The sequence below is a fragment of the Microbacterium sp. AC132 genome, from assembly GCF_979258525.1.
The window spans coordinates 915,833-932,862 of the sequence record NZ_OZ409862.1 but is presented as its reverse complement, the minus strand read 5'-3'; the positions used below and the strand labels follow the sequence as shown (position 1 = coordinate 932,862).

Sequence of the window (17,030 nt, the reverse complement as noted above, 5' to 3'; positions counted from 1 at the left end):
GCCCGGGCCGCACCATAGACTTGATGGATGATCGACCTCGCACTCCTCCGCGAAAATCCGGAGATCGTCCGCCGCTCTCAGGCCGCCCGTGGCAACGACCAGGGCACCGTCGACACCGCGCTCGAGGCTGACCGATCGCGCCGAGCGGCGCTCGCCGCGTTCGAAGAGCTGCGCGCCGAGCAGAACGCCTTCGGCAAGCTGGTGGCGAAGGCTCCCAAGGAGGAGAAGGCGGCGCTCGTCGCTCAGGTCAAAGACCTCGCCGAGCGCGTCAAGCAGGCGCAGCAGGCCGCGAACGAGGCGGCAGACGCCCTGGCGGTGGCTCTCGCACGCATCGAGAACGTCGTCGTCGACGGCGTCCCCGCGGGCGGCGAGGCGGACTTCGTCGAGCTGCGACGCGTGGGCGAGGTCCCCGCATTCGACTTCGAGCCGCGAGACCACCTCGAGCTCGGCGAGATCCTCGGCGCGATCGACATGGAGCGCGGCGCGAAGGTGTCGGGCGCCCGCTTCTACTTCCTGCGCGGGATCGGAGCGCGGCTCGAGATCGCGCTCATGAACCTCGCCCTCGACAAGGCGCTGCAGAACGACTTCATCCCGCTGATCACGCCCACCCTGGTGCGGCCCGAGATCATGCAGGGCACCGGATTCCTCGGCGAGCACGCCGACGAGGTGTACCACCTGGACAAGGACGACGACCTCTACCTCGTCGGCACCAGTGAGGTCGCACTCGCCGGATACCACAAGGACGAGATCCTCGACCTCGGCAAGGGCGCGCTGCGGTACGCCGGATGGTCGACCTGCTACCGCCGTGAGGCGGGCTCCCATGGCAAGGACACCCGCGGCATCATCCGGGTGCACCAGTTCAACAAGCTCGAGATGTTCGTCTACACCAACCCGGAGGACGCCGAGGCCGAGCACCTGCGCCTCGTCGCGCTGCAGGAGGAGATGCTGACCTCGCTCGGTCTCGCCTACCGCGTGATCGACGTCGCCGCCGGCGACCTGGGCTCCAGCGCCGCACGCAAGTACGACATCGAGGCGTGGGTCCCGACGCAGGGAGCGTTCCGCGAGCTCACCTCCACCTCGAACTGCACGACGTATCAGGCGCGCCGTCTCGACATCCGCCACCGACCCGAGGCTCAGGAGGGGCAGACCGCGAAGACGCAGCCGGTCGCCACCCTCAACGGCACCCTCGCGACGACCCGATGGATCGTCGCGCTGCTCGAGACGCACCAGCAGGCCGACGGATCGGTCCGCGTGCCGGAGGTGCTGCGCCCGTACCTCGGCGGGCTCGAGGTTCTGGAGCCGACCGCGTGACAGCTCCCTGGCTCGTCGGGCTCGACGTCGACGGCACGATCATCCTGCAGGACGAGACGATGAGTCCCGGTGTTCCCGAGGCGGTCGCGCGCCTGCGAGACGCCGGCCATGTGGTCACGATCGCCACCGGACGCAGCTGGATGGCGACGCGTCGCTACGTCGAGCAGCTCGAGCTGACCGCCGATTTCGTGGTGTGCTCGAACGGTGCGGTGACCATGCGCCGTGTGGGAGACGACTGGGAGCGGTGGCACATCGAGACGTTCGATCCGTCTCCTGTGCTCGCTCTGCTGCGCGAGCGGCTCCCGGAAGCCCGCTACATGGTCGAGCTCGGGTCAGGGCTGCGGCTCTACACCGAGCACCTGGACGACTGGACGCTCGACGGCGGACGGCAGGTCGGCTTCGAAGAGCTCGTCGCCGAACCGGTGTCCCGTGTCGTCGTCGTCTCTCCCGGGCACGACGAGGAGGACTTCCACCGCCTCGTGGCGGACGCCGGGCTGAATGAGGTCTCCTACGCGATCGGCTGGACGGCCTGGCTCGACATCGCACCGCAGGGAGTGGACAAGGGCACGGCGCTGGAGCGCGTGCGCACCGAGCTCGGCTTCGAGCGCGGGCACGTCTTCGTGGCCGGCGACGGGCGCAACGACATCGGCATGTTCGGCTGGGCGCTGGGTCTCGACGGCCGGGCGGTCGCCATGGGGCAGGCGCCGACAGAGGTGAAGGATGCCGCGGGCGAGGTGACCGGCGATGTCGAGGACGGCGGTCTCGCGATGGCGCTGAACACGCTTCCAGCGGCCGCCCAGGTCAGCGCGGGAGAATAGAACTCGGCTAGACTCACGGCTTGTCGGCAGATTCGTCTGTCGGGAGGGTTGTCCGAGTGGCCGATGGAGCTGGTCTTGAAAACCAGTGGGCAGAGATGTCTCGTGGGTTCGAATCCCACACCCTCCGCATTCCAGGGACGGTGCCTCCGCGCCGTACGCTGAACCGAAAGGCCCCGAGTGAGTCCCACCACGCGACGCCGCCGCACCATCGCGCGCCACGGTCAGCTCCACACGCCGGGCCCCCTCAGCCAACTGCTCAAGTTCATCGCGATCGGTCTCGCCGTCGTCCTGGTGAGCGGCTTCGGCGTCGTCTCCTACATCGTCTACGACCTCTCGAGCACCGTCTCGGCCAACGCTGTCGAACTCGACAGCACCGAGGAGCTGCCGCCCGACATCAGTGAGTACAAGGGCGGATTCAATCTGCTGCTCACCGGTGTCGACACGTGCGAAGAGGCGTACGCGCAGTACTTCGGCGACCGCTGCACGGGCGCGGATTCCGAAGGCACCCTCAACGACGTGAACCTCCTCATGCATGTGTCGGAGGAGCCGCGCCGGATCACCGTCGTCAGCCTTCCGCGCGACATGATGGTCCCGATCCCCGAGTGCGAGGACGCAGAGGGCGAGGTGCACTCCGCGATGAACAAGCAGCAGATCAACGTCGCCTACACCGACGGAGGACTCAACTGCGTCGCGAAGACGGTCTCCGACCTCTCCGGTCAGGACATCCAGTTCGCGGCCTCGGTCACCTTCGGCGGCGTGATCGAGATCACCAACGCGATCGGCGGCGTCGAGGTGTGCCTCGCCTCCCCGATCAAGGACCGGTACACGGGCCTCGACCTCGCAGCCGGAAACCATGTGATCGAGGGCATCACCGCGCTGCAGTTCCTGCGGACCCGACACGGAGTCGGCGACGGCAGCGACCTCGGCCGCATCGGCAACCAGCAGCAGTACATGTCGAGCCTCGCGCGCACGCTCATCAGCGGCGAGACGCTCGGCAACGTGCCGATGATGCTGAAGCTCGCGACGACCGGTCTCGACAACGTCGAGGCGAGCACGTCGCTGGCCGACCCGATGAAGATCGTGCAGATCGCGCTCGCGGTGAAGTCCGTGCCCTTCGAGGACATCGTCTTCCTGCAGTACCCGACCTTCACGGACCCGGACGACCCCAACCGCGTCGTGCCGGACAAGACGTCAGCAGAGGCCATGTGGGACGCGATCAACCAGAACGCTCAGCTGCAGGTCACGCATCAGAACACCGAGAACGACGGCGTCGTCGTCACGGACCCGGGAACGCAGGCACCGGCGGAGCCGGGAGCGGAGGCGGCGACGCCGGACCCCTCGGCCGCACCCGAGAACGTGGTGGCGCTGCCCGACACGATCAAGGGCAACTCGGCCGCACAGCAGACCTGCTCGAACGGGAACGTGCGCTGACGCGCTGACTGCACTCTCCGTCACGAAGAACCGCCCCTCGCCTACAGCGCGAGGGGCGGTTCTCCGCATTCAGCCCTCTTGCGCGTCGGGCTGATCGGTCGGCGGGTAGAGCACATCCATCAGAGCGCTGATGATGCCGGGCATGTCGACCGAGCGGTCGATCATCCACTGCAGTTGGAGTCCGTCGGCGACCGCCTGGATCACGCGCGCCATGGTGTCCGGATCGAGAGCGGCTCGACGGTCGGCATCGTGGGCGAAGGCGTCGGTGATGCTCTCACGGAGTCGCTCGCTGCGCTCGAGGAAGTACTGATGCGCGGGATGCGCGGGGTCGACGGCATCGACGGAGAGTCGGGAGAACAGCTCCACGACGCCCGGGACCTCGGTGTTGTGGCGGATGACGTCGACGAACGCGGACTTCGCGTCTTCGGGGTTCGAGGTCTGCGGCGCCATCCCGTCGTGTTCGTCGCGCGTGCGCAGCACCTCGGTGAACAGCTCCTCCTTGCTGCCGAAGTAGTGCAGCAGGGCGGCCGGGGTGACGCCGACGAGTTCGGCTATCTGCTTGAGTGAGGCGTTCTGATACCCCTTGCGGCCGATCACATCGAGAGCGCTCTCGAGGATCTCCTCGCGCCTGGCGACGCCCTTCGCGTATGAACCTCGTCGTGCCATTCCTCGAGAGTAATCCTGAACAACGTTTGAGATCCAATACTTACTGGCATATAGTTTTCGCAAGACACCGTTGTCGCGCGCGAAAGGAAGACCATGACCGACACCTCGGCATCCGATCTCACCCTCGAGGAGAAGGCGTCGCTCACGAGCGGCGCGGACTTCTGGACCACGAAGGCCATCGATCGCGTCGGTCTGCCGTCGATCATGATGACCGACGGGCCGCACGGCCTGCGCAAGCAGTCGGGGGGAACCGACCACCTCGGCCTCTCGAGCAGCGTGCCGGCGACGTGCTTCCCACCGGCCGTCGGCATCGGATCGTCGTTCGACCCCGAGCTCATCGAGCGGGTCGGCGCCGCCATCGGAGTCGAGGCGGCCATCGAAGACGTCGCGATCGTGCTGGGCCCCGGCATCAACATCAAGCGGTCGCCGCTGTGCGGCCGCAACTTCGAGTACTTCTCCGAAGACCCGATCGTCTCGGGAACCCTGGGTGCCGCCTCGGTGCGCGGTGTGCAGTCGCAGGGCGTCGGCACGTCGCTGAAGCACTTCGCCGCGAACAACCAGGAGTTCGACCGGATGCGGGCGAGCTCCGACGTCGACCCGCGACCGCTGCACGAGATCTACCTGCGTGGCTTCGAGCGCGTGGTCAAGGACGCTCAGCCATGGACGGTCATGTGCTCGTACAACCGCATCAACGGCGTCTACGCATCGGAGGACCCCTGGCTGCTCACCCAGGTGCTCCGCGACGACTGGGGCTTCGACGGTCTCGTCGTGTCGGACTGGGGTGCCGTGAACGATCGTGTGGCGGGCGTCGCCGCCGGCCTCGATCTCGAGATGCCGTCGTCGGGAGGTCGGACGGATGCGCAGCTCGTCGCTGCCGTGCGGGCCGGCGAGCTCGCTGAGAGCGTGCTGGACACAGCGGCCGCCCGCGCGATCGATCTGGTCCGCAAGGCGCAGCGGCGTCCGGCCGTCTCCGGCCCGCTCGACGTCGACGCGCACCATGCGCTCGCCAGGGAGGCGGCCGGTCGCTCGATCGTGCTGCTCAAGAACGACGGAGACCTGCTGCCGCTCGCCCCCGAGCAGCGCATCGCGGTCATCGGCGCCTTCGCCACCGAGCCGCGATTCCAGGGAGCAGGATCGTCGCTCATCAACCCGACCAGGGTCGACAAGGCGCTGGACGAGCTGCGCGCGATCGGTGGGGACGACGTCGCATATGCGCCGGGCTTCGCCGTGGAAGGCGGCGACACCGCCGCATCCGGTCGCTCGGCTGACGACCTGCTCGCGGAGGCGGCCGCCGCCGCGTCCGCAGCGGATGTCGCGGTCGTGTTCCTCGGCCTCCCCGCCGCAGAGGAGTCGGAGGGCTTCGACCGCGAGCACATCGACCTTCCGGCGGCGCAGCTGTCGGTGCTCGACGCCGTGATCGAGGCGAATCCCGCGACGGTCGTCGTGCTCTCGAACGGCGGCGTCGTCGCGCTGCCCTTCGCCGACCGGGTGCCCGCGATCGTCGAGACCTGGCTGCTCGGACAGGCGGGCGGCGGAGCGGTCGCCGACGTGCTCTACGGCGCCGTGAACCCGTCGGGCAAGCTCACCGAGACGGTGCCGGTGCGTGTGGAGGACAACCCGTCGTTCGGCAGCTTCCCCGGCGAGTTCGGTCATGTCCGCTACGGCGAGGGAGTGCTGGTCGGCTACCGCTGGTACGACGCCAAGGGACTCGATGTCACGTTCCCGTTCGGCCACGGGCTCTCGTACACGGCCTTCTCGTACGGCGAGGCAACGGTCGACGCGGCCGAGAACGGTGACATCGCCGTGCGCGTCGACGTGACCAACACCGGAACCCGCGACGGCCGCGAGATCGTGCAGGTGTACGCCGCTCCGGTGTCCTCGGTCGTCCAGCGCGCGCCTCGCGAGCTCAAGGCCTTCGCCTCGGTGGCGATCGCCGCGGGCGAGACCCGGACGGTCGAGCTGGTCATCCGTCGCGAGGACCTCGCCTACTGGGACGTCCGCGTCGACCGCTGGATCGTCGAGCCCGGCGAGTACCGCATCGATGTCGCGGCATCGAGCCGCGACATCCGCTCCACCGCGACCGTCGAGGTGGCGGGTGATGTGGTCTCGCTGCCCCTCACCATGAACTCCTCGATCGGCGATGTGATGGCGCACCCCGTCGCGGGGCCGATCATGATGGGCGCGCTCGGCGGCTTCCTGGGCGAACTGAGCGGCGCCGATTCGTCGGCGGCATCGATGATGCCCAACGACGAGGCCATGGAGAAGATGATGGCGTCGTTCCCGATCGGCCGCCTCATCGGATTCCCGGGGGTGGACGTGACGCACGAGCAGGTCGAGGAGCTGCTCGCCGGAGCGAACGCCGGCGCGCTGCCGCAGGCCTGACCGCACGCCTCGGCGCCGAGAACTCAGGCGCCGAGGCGGGCCCCGTCGTCGAGCAGGGGAGCGAAGCGGAGCCCGAGGCCGTGGTGCGGGTTCTCGGTGAGGTGGCCGTCGGCGATCGTCACCGGCGAGGGGTCGGCGAGAGCTCCCAGCGCACCGAAGCCGGCGTCTTCGACGTCTTCGACCAGGACCTCGTGGCGGGTGTCTGGCAGAGTCAGCGCGAGCTGACCCGAGAGCTCGGGCAGAAGGTGCGGGTGCAGGGTCGCACCGTGCGCGGCGACCAGCTCGGCGATGCGGAGGAACGGCGTGATCCCGCCGACCCGCACGATGTTGGGCTGCAGGATCTGCGCCGCACCCGCGCGCAGGAAGTCGCCGAAACGGTGCGCGGTGTGCAGATTCTCGCCGAGCGCGATAGGCACGTCGATGCGCCGTGCGAGTTCCGTGTGTCCGTCGAGGTCGTCGGCGCGCAGGGGCTCTTCGATCCAGGCGAGGTCGAAGCGCGACAGGACCTCGACGGATGCGGTCGCCCGCGCCAGATCCCACCGCTGGTTCGCGTCGATCATCAGCCCCCGATCAGGGCCGAGCAGCTCGCGGACGGCGGCGACCCGATCGGCGTCCTCGGCCATGTCGGGCTTTCCGACCTTGATCTTGACCGCCTCGAACCCCGCATCGATCCAGCGCTGCACCTGGGCGAGCAGTTCGTCGAGCGAGTAGTGCAGGTTCACGCCTGAGCCGTAGGCGCGCACCCGTTCGCGGCGGCGGCCGATCGACTCCGACACCGAGACGCCGGTCGACCGCGCCTCCGCATCCCACAGCGCCAGGTCCAGACCGGCGAGTGCGATCGTCGTGATCCCCCCGCCTCCGGCTTCGTGCAGGTGCTCCCACATCCCCTGCCAGCTCTCGGCGGGCGTGGCGGAGCGGCCGACCGCGGCGGGAGCGATGTCATGCTCGAGCAGCGCCTGCACGGCGGGCGCACCGATCTGCGGACTCCACGAGAAGCCCCATCCCTCGCCACCGTCGGAGCGCACGACATGAGTCGCGATCACGCCGACGGAGGTGACGTCGGCAGCCCACGGGCGAGTCAGCGGCACCCTCTGCAGACGAGTCGACAGGCTCCGGATCGTGGTCACAGCAGTGCCAGCTCTGCACGCCAGGTGCGGGACGGGCGCCAGCCGAGGAGTCGGGCGGCCTTGTCGGACGAGAAGGCGGGGGAAGTGCCGGTCAGCGCCGCGGCCGCGTGCTCGGTGCCGGGGTGGAACTCGGGCAGCAGCTCGCTCAGCGGGCGGCGGGCGAGGGCATCGTCGGCTCCCACGAAGAATCTCTCGCCGTTCGGGATATGGTCGAGCGCGGCGAGGAGGGTGTCGGTGAAGGCTGCGACGTCGCGGGCGTCGACATAGTTGAAGAGCGCGGGCGCGGAGAGCGCCGGATCGTCGATACGATCGAGAACGGTGTGGCCCTGCTGGGTGAGAGCGCCGGCCCACTCCTCCGGGGCGATCACGTAGCAGGGGCGGAAGGAGGCGAAGCGCACGTCGTCGCCGGCCTGACGCCGCAGCATGTCGACGGTCTGCTCGATGAGCAGCTTCGACAGGGCGTAGGCGTTCCAGGGCTCGGTCGGCGACGTCTCGTCGAGGGGGAGGCGCTCAGGGGTCCAGCCGCGAGGTGCGCCATAGCCGACCACGGTGGGACTCGACGCCGCGACGACGCGGTGGATGCCGGCCCGTACGGCTCCGCCCAGCACCGACTGGGCGAGAGCCGCGTTCGTGCGGATGATCACGTCCTCGGGTGCGCTGAACGGCACTGCGATCGCCGCGAGATGGATCAGTGCATCCGCCGACGTCGCGGCGAGAGCGGATGCCGTGGCATCCGCGTCCGTCAGGTCGAGGGACGCCTGCGTGATCCCGTCCCGGTCGAGGGCCGCGCTCGGCTCCCGGTCGATCGAGACGATCTCGTGCCCGGCATCTGCGAGGCCCGTCACCAGGGTGCGTCCGAGTCTGCCCGAACCGCCGGTGACGATGATCCTCATGGCCGCGCCAGCAGAGCGATCCCGAGCTCGTCGACCTTCACCGGAAGGCCCGTCTCGAGTGAGCGGTTCCCCGCGATGCCCACCGCGATCGAGCGGATGCCGTCGGTCCAGTCGGCCGGACGCGCGAGGGGGTCGTCCCCGGGGCCCTCGAAGACATCGGACAGCAGCAGCTCGTCTCCACCGCCGTGGCCTCCGTCGCCGCCGTCGATCGGCACCTCGTAGGCCTCTTCCCAGTGGCGCTGAACGATCAGACGCTCGCTCTCAGGGCGCAGTGCGGTCGTGCCGTGGCCGCCGGAGAGGCTGGGGTCGATGTGCGGGTGCAGTCCCTCGCCCGCGAGCACGGCGCCGCGCTCGACCACCTCGAGCTCGACCCGGCCGAGGGTGCCGTTGACGGCGACGCGGTAGCCCTCCCAGGGGGAGTGCGCGTTCAACGAGTACGACATCGTCGCGCCGGACGCATAGTCGACGACGAGTGCGAGGTTGTCCTCGATCGTGATGCCTTCGCTGAACACGTCGAGATCGCGCCGGTACCCGTCGTGCTCCTCGGCGTCGAGGTAGAGCGCGGTGAGACGCTCATCGGTGCGCAGGTCGAGTTCGAACAGGTCGCCGTCGTCGTGGGTGCCTCGCGCCGGTCGCTCGCCGAGGCCACGGCCGGCCGCGTTCTCGGCTCCGTAGAAACGCAGGCCGCCGGACGCGAAGACGCGGATCGGCCGCGAGCGGATCCACCAGTTGACGAGGTCGAAGTGGTGGCTCGACTTGTGCACGAGCAGACCGCCCGAGTTCTTTTTCTCGCGGTGCCAGCGGCGGAAGTAGTCGGCGCCGTGGTTCGTGTCGAGCATCCACGAGAAGTCCACGGACGTGACGTCGCCGATCGTGCCGTCCTGGATCACCTGGCGCAGTGCGCTGTTGCGGGGCGAGTAGCGGTAGTTGAACGTCAGCACGACCTGGCGACCGGTGCGCTCGACGGCGTCTTCGATGCGGGCGGCGCTCGCCGCGTCGATCGTGAGCGGCTTCTCGACGACGACGTCGGCGCCCGCTTCGAGCGACCGGACGATCAGCTCGGCGTGGAGGTCGTCGCGGGAGCAGATGATGACCCGGTCGACCCGCTCGTCGCTGATCACCTGCTCGAGCTCGTCGGGGGTGGCGAGGCGGGGCGCCGGCGCGCCGACCTCCGCGATGCGGTCGGCGTAGTGCGCGGCCCGCACCGGGTTCGGCTCGATGATCGCCACGAGCTCGGCGCGGTCACGGTGCGTGCCGATGATCCCCTCGACGTACATCTGGGCCCGGGCTCCGGCGCCGGCGAGGGCGTAGCGGGTCTTCGTCATCGTGATCTCTCTTCGATCTCCGGGCAGGAAACGTTTTCTCGACGATAGCACAGGGGAGGTGTCGGGCCCCGGGACCGCCGACGGTTCAGGGCGTGTGGACGGTGGCGGTGCTGCCGCGCACGATCAGGGTCGGCGTGAAGGTGAGCGCTGCCGTGGGATCGCCGCCGGTGAGCTGGTCGTGCATCGCAGCCCATGCGGCTGCGCCGATCTCGACCGCGGGAACGGCCACGGTCGTGAGCGGGGGTGAGGTGTAGGCGGCGAAGGGGATGTCGTCGAAACCCGTGATCGACAGCTGCTCCGGCACGTCGATGCCGCGCACGGTCAAGGCCGAGAGCAGCCCCATGGCGACGAGGTCGTTGTAGGCGATCACTGCGGTGGCTCCGCTCGCGAGAACCTGGTCGGCGACCGCGGTGCCGCTGTCGAAGTCGACGCCTGCGGTGATCTCCTCGACTTCGAGCCCGTCGGTCCGGGAGAGCTCCGCCGCGATCGCATCCTGCCGCGCCCTGTGCGTCACGCTGCGGGTGGCGCCGGCGAGATAGACGAGCCGGCGGTGGCCGAGCGAGGTGAGGTGGCCGACGATCTCGCGCATGCCGGATCCGTAGTCGGCGCCGACCACGGGAGTGCTCGTCTGCGGGCCGCGGTTGATCACGACGGCGGGGGAGAGCATCGGCAGCAGTCGGCCAAGGTCCTCCTCGGGCATTCGAGGGGCGCAGAGGATCACGCCGTCGGTGCGCAGCCTGGTCGCTCGGGCGAGCGCCTGCTCTTCATCCAGGTCCTCACGCGAGTCGGCGACCAGCACGTGGTATCCGTCGGCCGCGGCCGCGCGGCTGAGGCCACGCAGGATCGCCTGGAACGTCGGGTTCTCGAGGTCGGGGATCACGACGGCGATGGTCTGGGTGCGGCCGAGCACCAGGCTCCGTGCCACGGGGTTCGCCGTGTAGCCGAGCTGCGCAGCGGCTGCCTGCACGCGCTCGGCGAGCGCCGGATCGACCGTCGGGTTGCCGTTCATCGCGCGCGACACCGTCGACAGTGAGACGCCGGCGAGTTTCGCGACGTCGGTGATGCCGGGGCGTGTCGATTCGCGTGCCATCGGCATCCCTTCGTATCCGCGAGAGGTCGCGGCTGTCGTCATACTACGAGAAAACGTTCTTCAGGGAGGGTCTCATGGCTGGAGCATCCGAGGACCGCGCCGAGAAGCAGGATCGGCTGGCGCGCGTGCGCCGAGAGGTCGACGGGGCGCCCGTGGTGCTCGTCTCTCACGAATCGCTGTCGTGGTACCTCGAGGGCGTGCGCACGCATGTGTCGCTCGCGGGTCCTCCGGTGCTCGCGGTGCGGGCGGAGGCGCAGGGCGATGTGCTCTTCATCGCCGAGAACGAGGCCGATCGGCTGATCGCCGAGGAACTGCTGCCGGAGGATGCCGCGCGCGTGGTGCGGGTGCCGTGGTGGATCCCACCCGCTGCCGCCGCGGCTGAGGAGGCCGGCGTCGCCGAATCGCACGTGGCGGCCGAACTGCGCGCGGCTCGCGCGCGCCTGCTGCCGGCCGAGCATGGCAGATATCGACTTCTCGGACGGGAGACGGCCGAGGCGCTGACGGATGCGCTCACCCGCGTCGGCCCGGAGCAGAGCGAGCGGACGGTCGCCGCAATCGTCTCCGCCGAGCTCATCGCCCGAGGGATCGATCCGCTGGTCGTGCTGGTCGCCGGTTCCGATCGGACTGCGTTCCGGCATCCGCTTCCGACCGCCGGGCTGCTCGGAGAGCGGGCGATGATCGTCGTGTGCGGGCGTCGGAACGGGCTCATCGCCAACGCGACACGCTGGGTCGGCGCATCCGTCGACGAGGAGCCGATCTGGGGCGTGGAGCGGGCTTTCCTCGATGCGTCTGTGCCGGGAGCCCGTCTGAACGACGCGTTCACGGCGGGCATCGCGGCGTACGCCCGCTTCGGGTTCGACGCCGACGAATGGCAGCGCCACCACCAGGGCGGACCGACCGGGTATGCCGGTCGCGATCCCCGCGCCACGGCATCCACTGCGGATCTGATCGTCGAGGATCAGGCGTTCGCCTGGAACCCGACCGCACCGGGCCGCAAAGTCGAAGACACCCTGCTGCGCACAGATGACGACTGGGAGGTGCTCACGGTCGATGAGCGCTGGCCGTCGGTCGAGTACGAGGGGCTGCATCGGCCGGTCTCGAGGGCGTACGGGACCTGATCGGGGGCTCGGTGGCGGGGCTCTGGGCCGAAATGCATGCTCAGGTTGCGGATGCATGTGAGCCGCCGAGGTCCGGGGAAGGCGGCCCCGGGTCAGCCGACGGTCGAGCTGCGTACGATCAGCTCGGGCGGGAACACGGTCTGACGGGGGATGCTCTCGGGGTCGGCCGCCTCTTCGAGCACGATCCGCAGCGCCGTGCGACCGATCATGCGGCTGGGCTGCCGGATGGATGACAACGGCACCGCGGCGGCGGCCGCGAACGGATTGTCGTCGAAGCCGATCAGCGCGATCTCGTCGGGGACGAGCAGGCGTCCGCCCGACACGAGCGACTGCAGCAGGCCGAGGGCGAGCAGATCGTTGGCGGCGAAGAGCGCGTCGGGCCACTCGCGCCGAGGGCGGGTGAGCAGGCGCGCTCCGGCGGCGACGCCCTCTTCGACCGTCATCGCCGCCGTCGGCACGACCTCGAGCTCGACGTGCACCGCCGCGTTCTCGGCCGCCGCGCGAGCGCCCGCGAGACGGTCGGTGACCTGACGCATGTCGAAGGGGCCCCCGACGAAGGCGATCCGCCGCCGACCGCCCTCGATGAGGTGCTCGACCGCCAGTCGCCCACCCGCGACGCTGTCGACCGACACCGACGAGAACCCGCTGTCGGCGCTGAATCGGTCGACGAGAACCGTCGCGATCCCGCTCGCTCGGAACTTGCGCAGCTGCGTCATGACGTCGCCGTAGGGGGCGATGAGCAGGCCGCGCACCTGCTGCTCGCGAAACAGGTCGAGATAGACCTTCTCGCGGGACGGGTCGTCGTCGGTGTTGCCGTACAGGATCGCGATGCCGTGGCTGGACGCCTCGTCTTCGGCACCGCGCACGACATCGTTGTAGAAGGGGTTCTGGCCGTCGAGCACGACGAATCCGACGGTCGTGCTCACGCCGGCTCTGAGCTTGCGGGCGGCGTCGTTTCGCACGTAGCCGAGCTCTTCTATCGCCTGCGTCACTCGCTCGACCGACTCGCTGGAGACCTCGTCCGGTCGGTTCAGGACGTTCGAGACGGTGCCGACGGAGACGCCAGCGCGAACGGCGACATCGCGGATGCTGACCGGCATTCGGCAGTCCTCTCGTCGTCGGGCGGATCACGCTTCGGCATCGGGGGTTGACCTGAGACCGGCATCACATACACTAGCCTGAAACGAGCTTGAATCGATTCAGGTAAAGTTCATTCCGATCATCATCCCCCTCAACGGAGAGGAAAGCCAGTGGTAGACGCAGCCTCCGCCCGCAGCGCTCCCCCCACCGCGCTCGAGCTGCATCGGGTGGTGAAGTCCTTCGGCCCCGTCGTCGCACTCCGCTCCGGCAGCCTGACGCTCCGCCCCGGCTCGATCCACGCCCTCATCGGCGAGAACGGCGCGGGCAAGTCCACGCTCGTGAAGATCATGGCCGGTCTGTACCGCCGCGACTCGGGCGATTTCCGTCTGCACGGCGACGATGTCGATTTCACCAGCACCGCCCAGTCGAAGGCCGCGGGCATCGCGGTCATCTACCAGGAGCCGACGCTGTTCCCCGATCTCTCGGTCACCGAGAACATCTTCATGGGACGTCAGCCCACCGGCTTCCTCGGCCGCATCGACCGCAAGGCCATGCGCACCGAAGTCGACCGGATCTTCCGCCGCCTGGGCGTGACGCTCGACCCCGACCGCATCACCGAGGGTCTGTCGATCGCCGACCAGCAGATCATCGAGATCGCCAAGGCCATCTCCCTCGACGCGAGCGTGCTGATCATGGACGAGCCGACGGCCGCACTCAGCGGCGTCGAGGTCGACCGACTCTTCGCGGTCGCGCGGAGCCTCCGCGACGAGGGACGCGCGATCCTCTTCATCTCGCATCGCTTCGACGAGGTGTTCGACCTGTGCGACACCGTCACCGTCATGCGTGACGGGGCATACATCGACACCACTCCCATCGCCGAGACCACGGTCGACGAACTGGTGCGCCAGATGGTCGGCCGCGACGTCACTGAGCTGTTCCCCAAGCAGGAGGCCGCCATCGGCGAGCCGCTGCTCGAGGTCACAGCGCTCACCCGTCCCGGCGTCTTCCATGACATCTCGTTCACGGTGCGCGCGGGCGAGATCGTCGCACTGGCAGGTCTCGTCGGCGCCGGTCGCTCGGAGGTCGCCCGCGCGATCTTCGGCGTCGATCCCTACGACGAGGGAGAGGTGCGGATGCTCGGCGCGGGCGTCGCCCGCCGCAACCCGACCGCCGCGATGCGCAGCGGACTCGCGCTCGTTCCCGAGGACCGCCGCAAGCAGGGGCTCGTGATCGACGCGAGCGTCGGAGGCAACATCACGCTCGCCATCCGCCGGCGCCTCTCGAAGTGGGGACTCATCACGAGCGGCATCGAGAACCGTGCGGCGAAGGAGTGGGCGTCGCGCCTCGAGGTGAAGACGCACGCGCTCGACACCGTGGCCTCCACCCTCTCGGGCGGCAATCAGCAGAAGGTCGTGCTGGCCAAGTGGCTGGCCACCGACCCGCGCGTCCTCATCATCGACGAGCCGACCCGCGGCATCGACGTCGGCACCAAGTCCGAGGTGCACCGACTGCTGTCGCAGCTCGCCGGCGAGGGCATGGGCATCCTGATGATCTCGTCCGAGCTGCCCGAGGTGCTCGGCATGGCGGATCGCGTGCTCGTGATGCGCGAAGGACGCATCACCGCCGAGATCTCCCGCGACGACGCCACCAGCGAGAACGTCATGTTCGCCGCCACCCACTCATCGGAGCTGCACTCATGAGCACCACCACCGCACCCGCGGCCGCCGCTCCGGCGATCGCGAAGAAGCCCGGCGGCATCGGCCGTGCACGCGAGTTCGGCATCCTCGCCGCGCTCGTGCTCGTCGTGATCGCCGCGACCGTCAAGAATCCGGCGTTCCTCTTCAGCTCCGACGGCTGGCGCGATCTGCTGCTCACGCCGTCGATCCTCATGCTCGTCGCCGTGGGCCAGGCGATCGTCATCATCACGCGCAACGTCGATCTGTCGGTGGGCTCGGTGATGGGCCTCACGGCCTACCTGACCGGACGACTCTTCGTCGACGTCCCCGGCATCCCGATCGTGGTCGTCGTGATCGCGGCCGTCCTGCTCGGGGCCTTCCTCGGCCTGGTCAACGGCGCATTGGTCGCCTTCGCGAAGGTGCCGGCCATGGTGATCACGCTCGGCACGCTCTATGCCTACCGCGGCATCAACGTGCTGTGGACCGGCAGCGATCGCATCAACGCCTCCGACATGCCCAAGGACTTCCTCGCACTCGGCACGCAGCAGATCCTGTTCATCCCTGTGCTGACGATCATCGCGGTGATCGTGCTCGCGCTCGCGGCCTGGTATCTGCGCAACATCCGCGGCGGACGCGAGTACTACGCGATCGGCTCCGACCCCTCGGCGGCCGAGCTCTACGGCCTCAAGGTCACCCGTCGGGTGCTCTCCGCGTTCGTCCTCTCGGGTGCACTCGCAGGTCTCGCCGGCGTCTTCTACGCCGCGCGATACGGATCCATCAGCTCGCAGGCGGGAAGCGGCTGGGAGCTGGATGCCGTCGGCGCAGCCGTCATCGGTGGCATCGCGATCACCGGCGGTGTCGGCACGGTCTGGGGCGCGGCCATCGGCGCGATGCTCCTGATGACCATCAACCGCGCGCTGCCCATTCTCGGCATCCCGGACTTCTGGCAGCGTGCCGTGGTCGGTGTGCTCATCATCGGGGCCATCGTGCTCGACCGGGTGCTCGCGGTCAGACAGAGACGCCAGCTCATCGAGGCGAGGGACGAATCATGACCACGACAACGACGACGACGTCGACCCGCGTCATCCGCGACTACGACCGTCCGCTGTGGCGGCGCATCTTCATCAACCGCGAGTTCGCGATCATCGCGCTCCTCGTGCTGGTGACGATCGTGGCGGCCGTCACGATCCGCGGCTTCGCCCAGCCGATCACCGCGAACTACCTCCTGCTCGACGTCGCACCGATCCTGCTCATCGCGCTGCCCATGACGCTCGTCATGATCACGGGCGAGATCGACCTGTCGGTGGGATCCATGGTGGGGCTCGCCAGCGTCGTCACCGGAGTCCTCACCGAGTCGGGTGCTCCCTTCGAGGTCGCCGCCCTTGCGGCCCTCCTCGTCGGCGTCGTCGGCGGAGCCTTCAACGGGTTCCTCGTCACGATCGTCGGGCTGCCGTCGCTCGCCGTCACGATCGGCACACTCGCACTCTTCCGCGGGCTTGCGGTCGGCCTGCTCGGCACCACGGCCGTCACGGACTTCCCCGAGACATGGACGGCGCTCGCGAAGGCGAAGATCGCCGGGACGACCATCCCGTACATCGTCATCCCGTTCCTGATCCTGCTGGTGCTGTTCGCCGTGCTGCTGCACTTCACGCCCTTCGGCCGTGGTGTCTTCGCGATCGGTCTGTCGAAGGACGCCGCGCGGTTCTCGGGCGTCGACGTCGAACGGACGAAGTTCATCCTGTTCGTGCTCTCGGGCGTGGTCGCCGCCTTCGCAGGCATCTTCTACACGCTGCGGTTCGGCAGCGCCCGAGGCGACAACGCCACCGGGCTCGAACTGCAGGTCATCGCGGCCGTGGTGCTCGGCGGAGTGTCGGTGTTCGGCGGACGGGGACACCTGCACGGCGTCGTCGCCGCCGTTCTCCTGATCGGGGTGCTGGGCAGCAGCCTGCGCCTCGCGGGCGTCACCTCCGACGTCATCAACATCATCACCGGCGGGCTGCTGATCTTCTCGGTCGTCGCAGCGAGCGTCCTCGCCTGGGCGCAGCGCGTCCGCGCGAAGGCCGGTCCGCCACTGCGCGTAGCAGCCTCTCCCGCACCATGAGGCAGCCTCTCA

The 17,030-nt window shown here is 69.0% G+C and carries 14 protein-coding genes and 1 tRNA gene; 9 read left to right on the top strand and 6 right to left on the bottom strand.

Annotation, left to right across the window (positions count from 1 at the left end; all coding sequences use genetic code 11):
* Nucleotides 1-27: 27 nt before the first annotated feature.
* The 4 genes from serS to ACZZZQ_RS04350 all read left to right on the top strand — a co-directional run bounded on the left by serS (nucleotide 28) and on the right by ACZZZQ_RS04350 (nucleotide 3,560).
* Nucleotides 28-1,311 carry a serine--tRNA ligase gene (gene serS, locus ACZZZQ_RS04365; RefSeq protein WP_053098740.1) on the top strand — a complete coding sequence of 428 codons (1,284 nt, stop codon included), beginning with the start codon at nucleotides 28-30 and terminating at the stop codon, nucleotides 1,309-1,311.
* Entirely contained in the window at nucleotides 1,308-2,129 is an 822-nt protein-coding gene (locus tag ACZZZQ_RS04360; protein ID WP_053098741.1) for an HAD family hydrolase, read from the top strand. The genes serS and ACZZZQ_RS04360 overlap by 4 nt, the downstream gene beginning before the upstream one ends.
* A gap of 42 nt (nucleotides 2,130-2,171) precedes the next feature.
* Nucleotides 2,172-2,256 (top strand) — tRNA-Ser (locus tag ACZZZQ_RS04355).
* A gap of 50 nt (nucleotides 2,257-2,306) precedes the next feature.
* On the top strand, nucleotides 2,307-3,560 hold the full coding sequence (locus ACZZZQ_RS04350) for an LCP family protein (protein ID WP_053098742.1): 1,254 nt from the start codon (nucleotides 2,307-2,309) through the stop codon (nucleotides 3,558-3,560).
* Between the two features lie 69 nt (nucleotides 3,561-3,629).
* Here ACZZZQ_RS04350 and ACZZZQ_RS04345 read toward each other — a convergent pair whose 3' ends face one another.
* Complete coding sequence (locus ACZZZQ_RS04345) at nucleotides 3,630-4,226, bottom strand: TetR/AcrR family transcriptional regulator (RefSeq protein ID WP_463506978.1); 597 nt, start codon at nucleotides 4,224-4,226, stop codon at nucleotides 3,630-3,632.
* Between the two features lie 93 nt (nucleotides 4,227-4,319).
* Between ACZZZQ_RS04345 and ACZZZQ_RS04340 the strand changes: the two genes are divergently transcribed.
* Nucleotides 4,320-6,608, top strand: a complete 2,289-nt coding sequence (locus tag ACZZZQ_RS04340) for a glycoside hydrolase family 3 C-terminal domain-containing protein (RefSeq protein ID WP_463506977.1) — start codon at nucleotides 4,320-4,322, stop codon at nucleotides 6,606-6,608.
* Nucleotides 6,609-6,631: 23 nt separating this feature from the next.
* Here ACZZZQ_RS04340 and ACZZZQ_RS04335 read toward each other — a convergent pair whose 3' ends face one another.
* The 4 genes from ACZZZQ_RS04335 to ACZZZQ_RS04320 form a co-directional block, all read right to left on the bottom strand.
* Nucleotides 6,632-7,696: a mandelate racemase/muconate lactonizing enzyme family protein gene (locus ACZZZQ_RS04335; RefSeq protein WP_463506976.1), complete on the bottom strand. Its 1,065-nt coding sequence runs from the start codon at nucleotides 7,694-7,696 to the stop codon at nucleotides 6,632-6,634.
* 35 nt (nucleotides 7,697-7,731) lie between these two features.
* Nucleotides 7,732-8,628 carry an NAD-dependent epimerase/dehydratase family protein gene (locus ACZZZQ_RS04330; RefSeq protein ID WP_463506975.1) on the bottom strand — a complete coding sequence of 299 codons (897 nt, stop codon included), beginning with the start codon at nucleotides 8,626-8,628 and terminating at the stop codon, nucleotides 7,732-7,734.
* A complete protein-coding gene (locus tag ACZZZQ_RS04325; protein ID WP_463506974.1) occupies nucleotides 8,625-9,953 on the bottom strand; it encodes a Gfo/Idh/MocA family protein in 1,329 nt (442 codons plus the stop codon). Before ACZZZQ_RS04325 ends, ACZZZQ_RS04330 begins: the two co-directional genes overlap by 4 nt.
* Nucleotides 9,954-10,038: 85 nt before the next feature.
* Nucleotides 10,039-11,043, bottom strand: a complete 1,005-nt coding sequence (locus ACZZZQ_RS04320) for a LacI family DNA-binding transcriptional regulator (protein WP_463506973.1) — start codon at nucleotides 11,041-11,043, stop codon at nucleotides 10,039-10,041.
* Between the two features lie 74 nt (nucleotides 11,044-11,117).
* On the opposite strand from ACZZZQ_RS04320, the gene ACZZZQ_RS04315 reads away from it, so the two are divergent.
* Nucleotides 11,118-12,161, top strand: a complete 1,044-nt coding sequence (locus tag ACZZZQ_RS04315; RefSeq protein ID WP_463506972.1) for a M24 family metallopeptidase — start codon at nucleotides 11,118-11,120, stop codon at nucleotides 12,159-12,161.
* A 92-nt stretch (nucleotides 12,162-12,253) separates the two neighbouring features.
* On the opposite strand, the gene ACZZZQ_RS04310 is transcribed toward ACZZZQ_RS04315, so the two are convergent.
* The gene (locus tag ACZZZQ_RS04310) at nucleotides 12,254-13,261 is read right to left on the bottom strand and encodes a LacI family DNA-binding transcriptional regulator (RefSeq protein ID WP_187249926.1); all 1,008 of its coding nucleotides are present in this window, start codon (nucleotides 13,259-13,261) and stop codon (nucleotides 12,254-12,256) included.
* A gap of 150 nt (nucleotides 13,262-13,411) precedes the next feature.
* Between ACZZZQ_RS04310 and ACZZZQ_RS04305 the strand changes: the two genes are divergently transcribed.
* The 3 genes from ACZZZQ_RS04305 to ACZZZQ_RS04295 are packed head-to-tail and all read left to right on the top strand — an operon-like array spanning nucleotide 13,412 to nucleotide 17,018.
* Nucleotides 13,412-14,941 carry a sugar ABC transporter ATP-binding protein gene (locus tag ACZZZQ_RS04305; protein WP_053098749.1) on the top strand — a complete coding sequence of 510 codons (1,530 nt, stop codon included), beginning with the start codon at nucleotides 13,412-13,414 and terminating at the stop codon, nucleotides 14,939-14,941.
* Nucleotides 14,938-15,969 (top strand): ABC transporter permease, encoded by a 1,032-nt coding sequence (locus ACZZZQ_RS04300; protein WP_053098750.1) that lies wholly within the window; start codon nucleotides 14,938-14,940, stop codon nucleotides 15,967-15,969. The genes ACZZZQ_RS04305 and ACZZZQ_RS04300 overlap by 4 nt, the downstream gene beginning before the upstream one ends.
* Nucleotides 15,966-17,018 (top strand): ABC transporter permease, encoded by a 1,053-nt coding sequence (locus ACZZZQ_RS04295; RefSeq protein WP_053098751.1) that lies wholly within the window; start codon nucleotides 15,966-15,968, stop codon nucleotides 17,016-17,018. The genes ACZZZQ_RS04300 and ACZZZQ_RS04295 overlap by 4 nt, the downstream gene beginning before the upstream one ends.
* Nucleotides 17,019-17,030: the final 12 nt, after the last annotated feature.

Excerpts from the sequence above, each read along its gene's own strand:
- serS (WP_053098740.1), top strand. The coding sequence starts at position 28 with ATGATCGACCTCGCACTCCTCCGCGAAAATCCGGAGATCGTCCGCCGC.
- ACZZZQ_RS04345 (WP_463506978.1), bottom strand. The coding sequence starts at position 4,226 with ATGGCACGACGAGGTTCATACGCGAAGGGCGTCGCCAGGCGCGAGGAG.
- ACZZZQ_RS04340 (WP_463506977.1), top strand. The coding sequence starts at position 4,320 with ATGACCGACACCTCGGCATCCGATCTCACCCTCGAGGAGAAGGCGTCG.
- ACZZZQ_RS04330 (WP_463506975.1), bottom strand. The coding sequence starts at position 8,628 with ATGAGGATCATCGTCACCGGCGGTTCGGGCAGACTCGGACGCACCCTG.
- ACZZZQ_RS04325 (WP_463506974.1), bottom strand. The coding sequence starts at position 9,953 with ATGACGAAGACCCGCTACGCCCTCGCCGGCGCCGGAGCCCGGGCCCAG.
- ACZZZQ_RS04320 (WP_463506973.1), bottom strand. The coding sequence starts at position 11,043 with ATGGCACGCGAATCGACACGCCCCGGCATCACCGACGTCGCGAAACTC.
- ACZZZQ_RS04315 (WP_463506972.1), top strand. The coding sequence starts at position 11,118 with ATGGCTGGAGCATCCGAGGACCGCGCCGAGAAGCAGGATCGGCTGGCG.
- ACZZZQ_RS04310 (WP_187249926.1), bottom strand. The coding sequence starts at position 13,261 with ATGCCGGTCAGCATCCGCGATGTCGCCGTTCGCGCTGGCGTCTCCGTC.
- ACZZZQ_RS04300 (WP_053098750.1), top strand. The coding sequence starts at position 14,938 with ATGAGCACCACCACCGCACCCGCGGCCGCCGCTCCGGCGATCGCGAAG.
- ACZZZQ_RS04295 (WP_053098751.1), top strand. The coding sequence starts at position 15,966 with ATGACCACGACAACGACGACGACGTCGACCCGCGTCATCCGCGACTAC.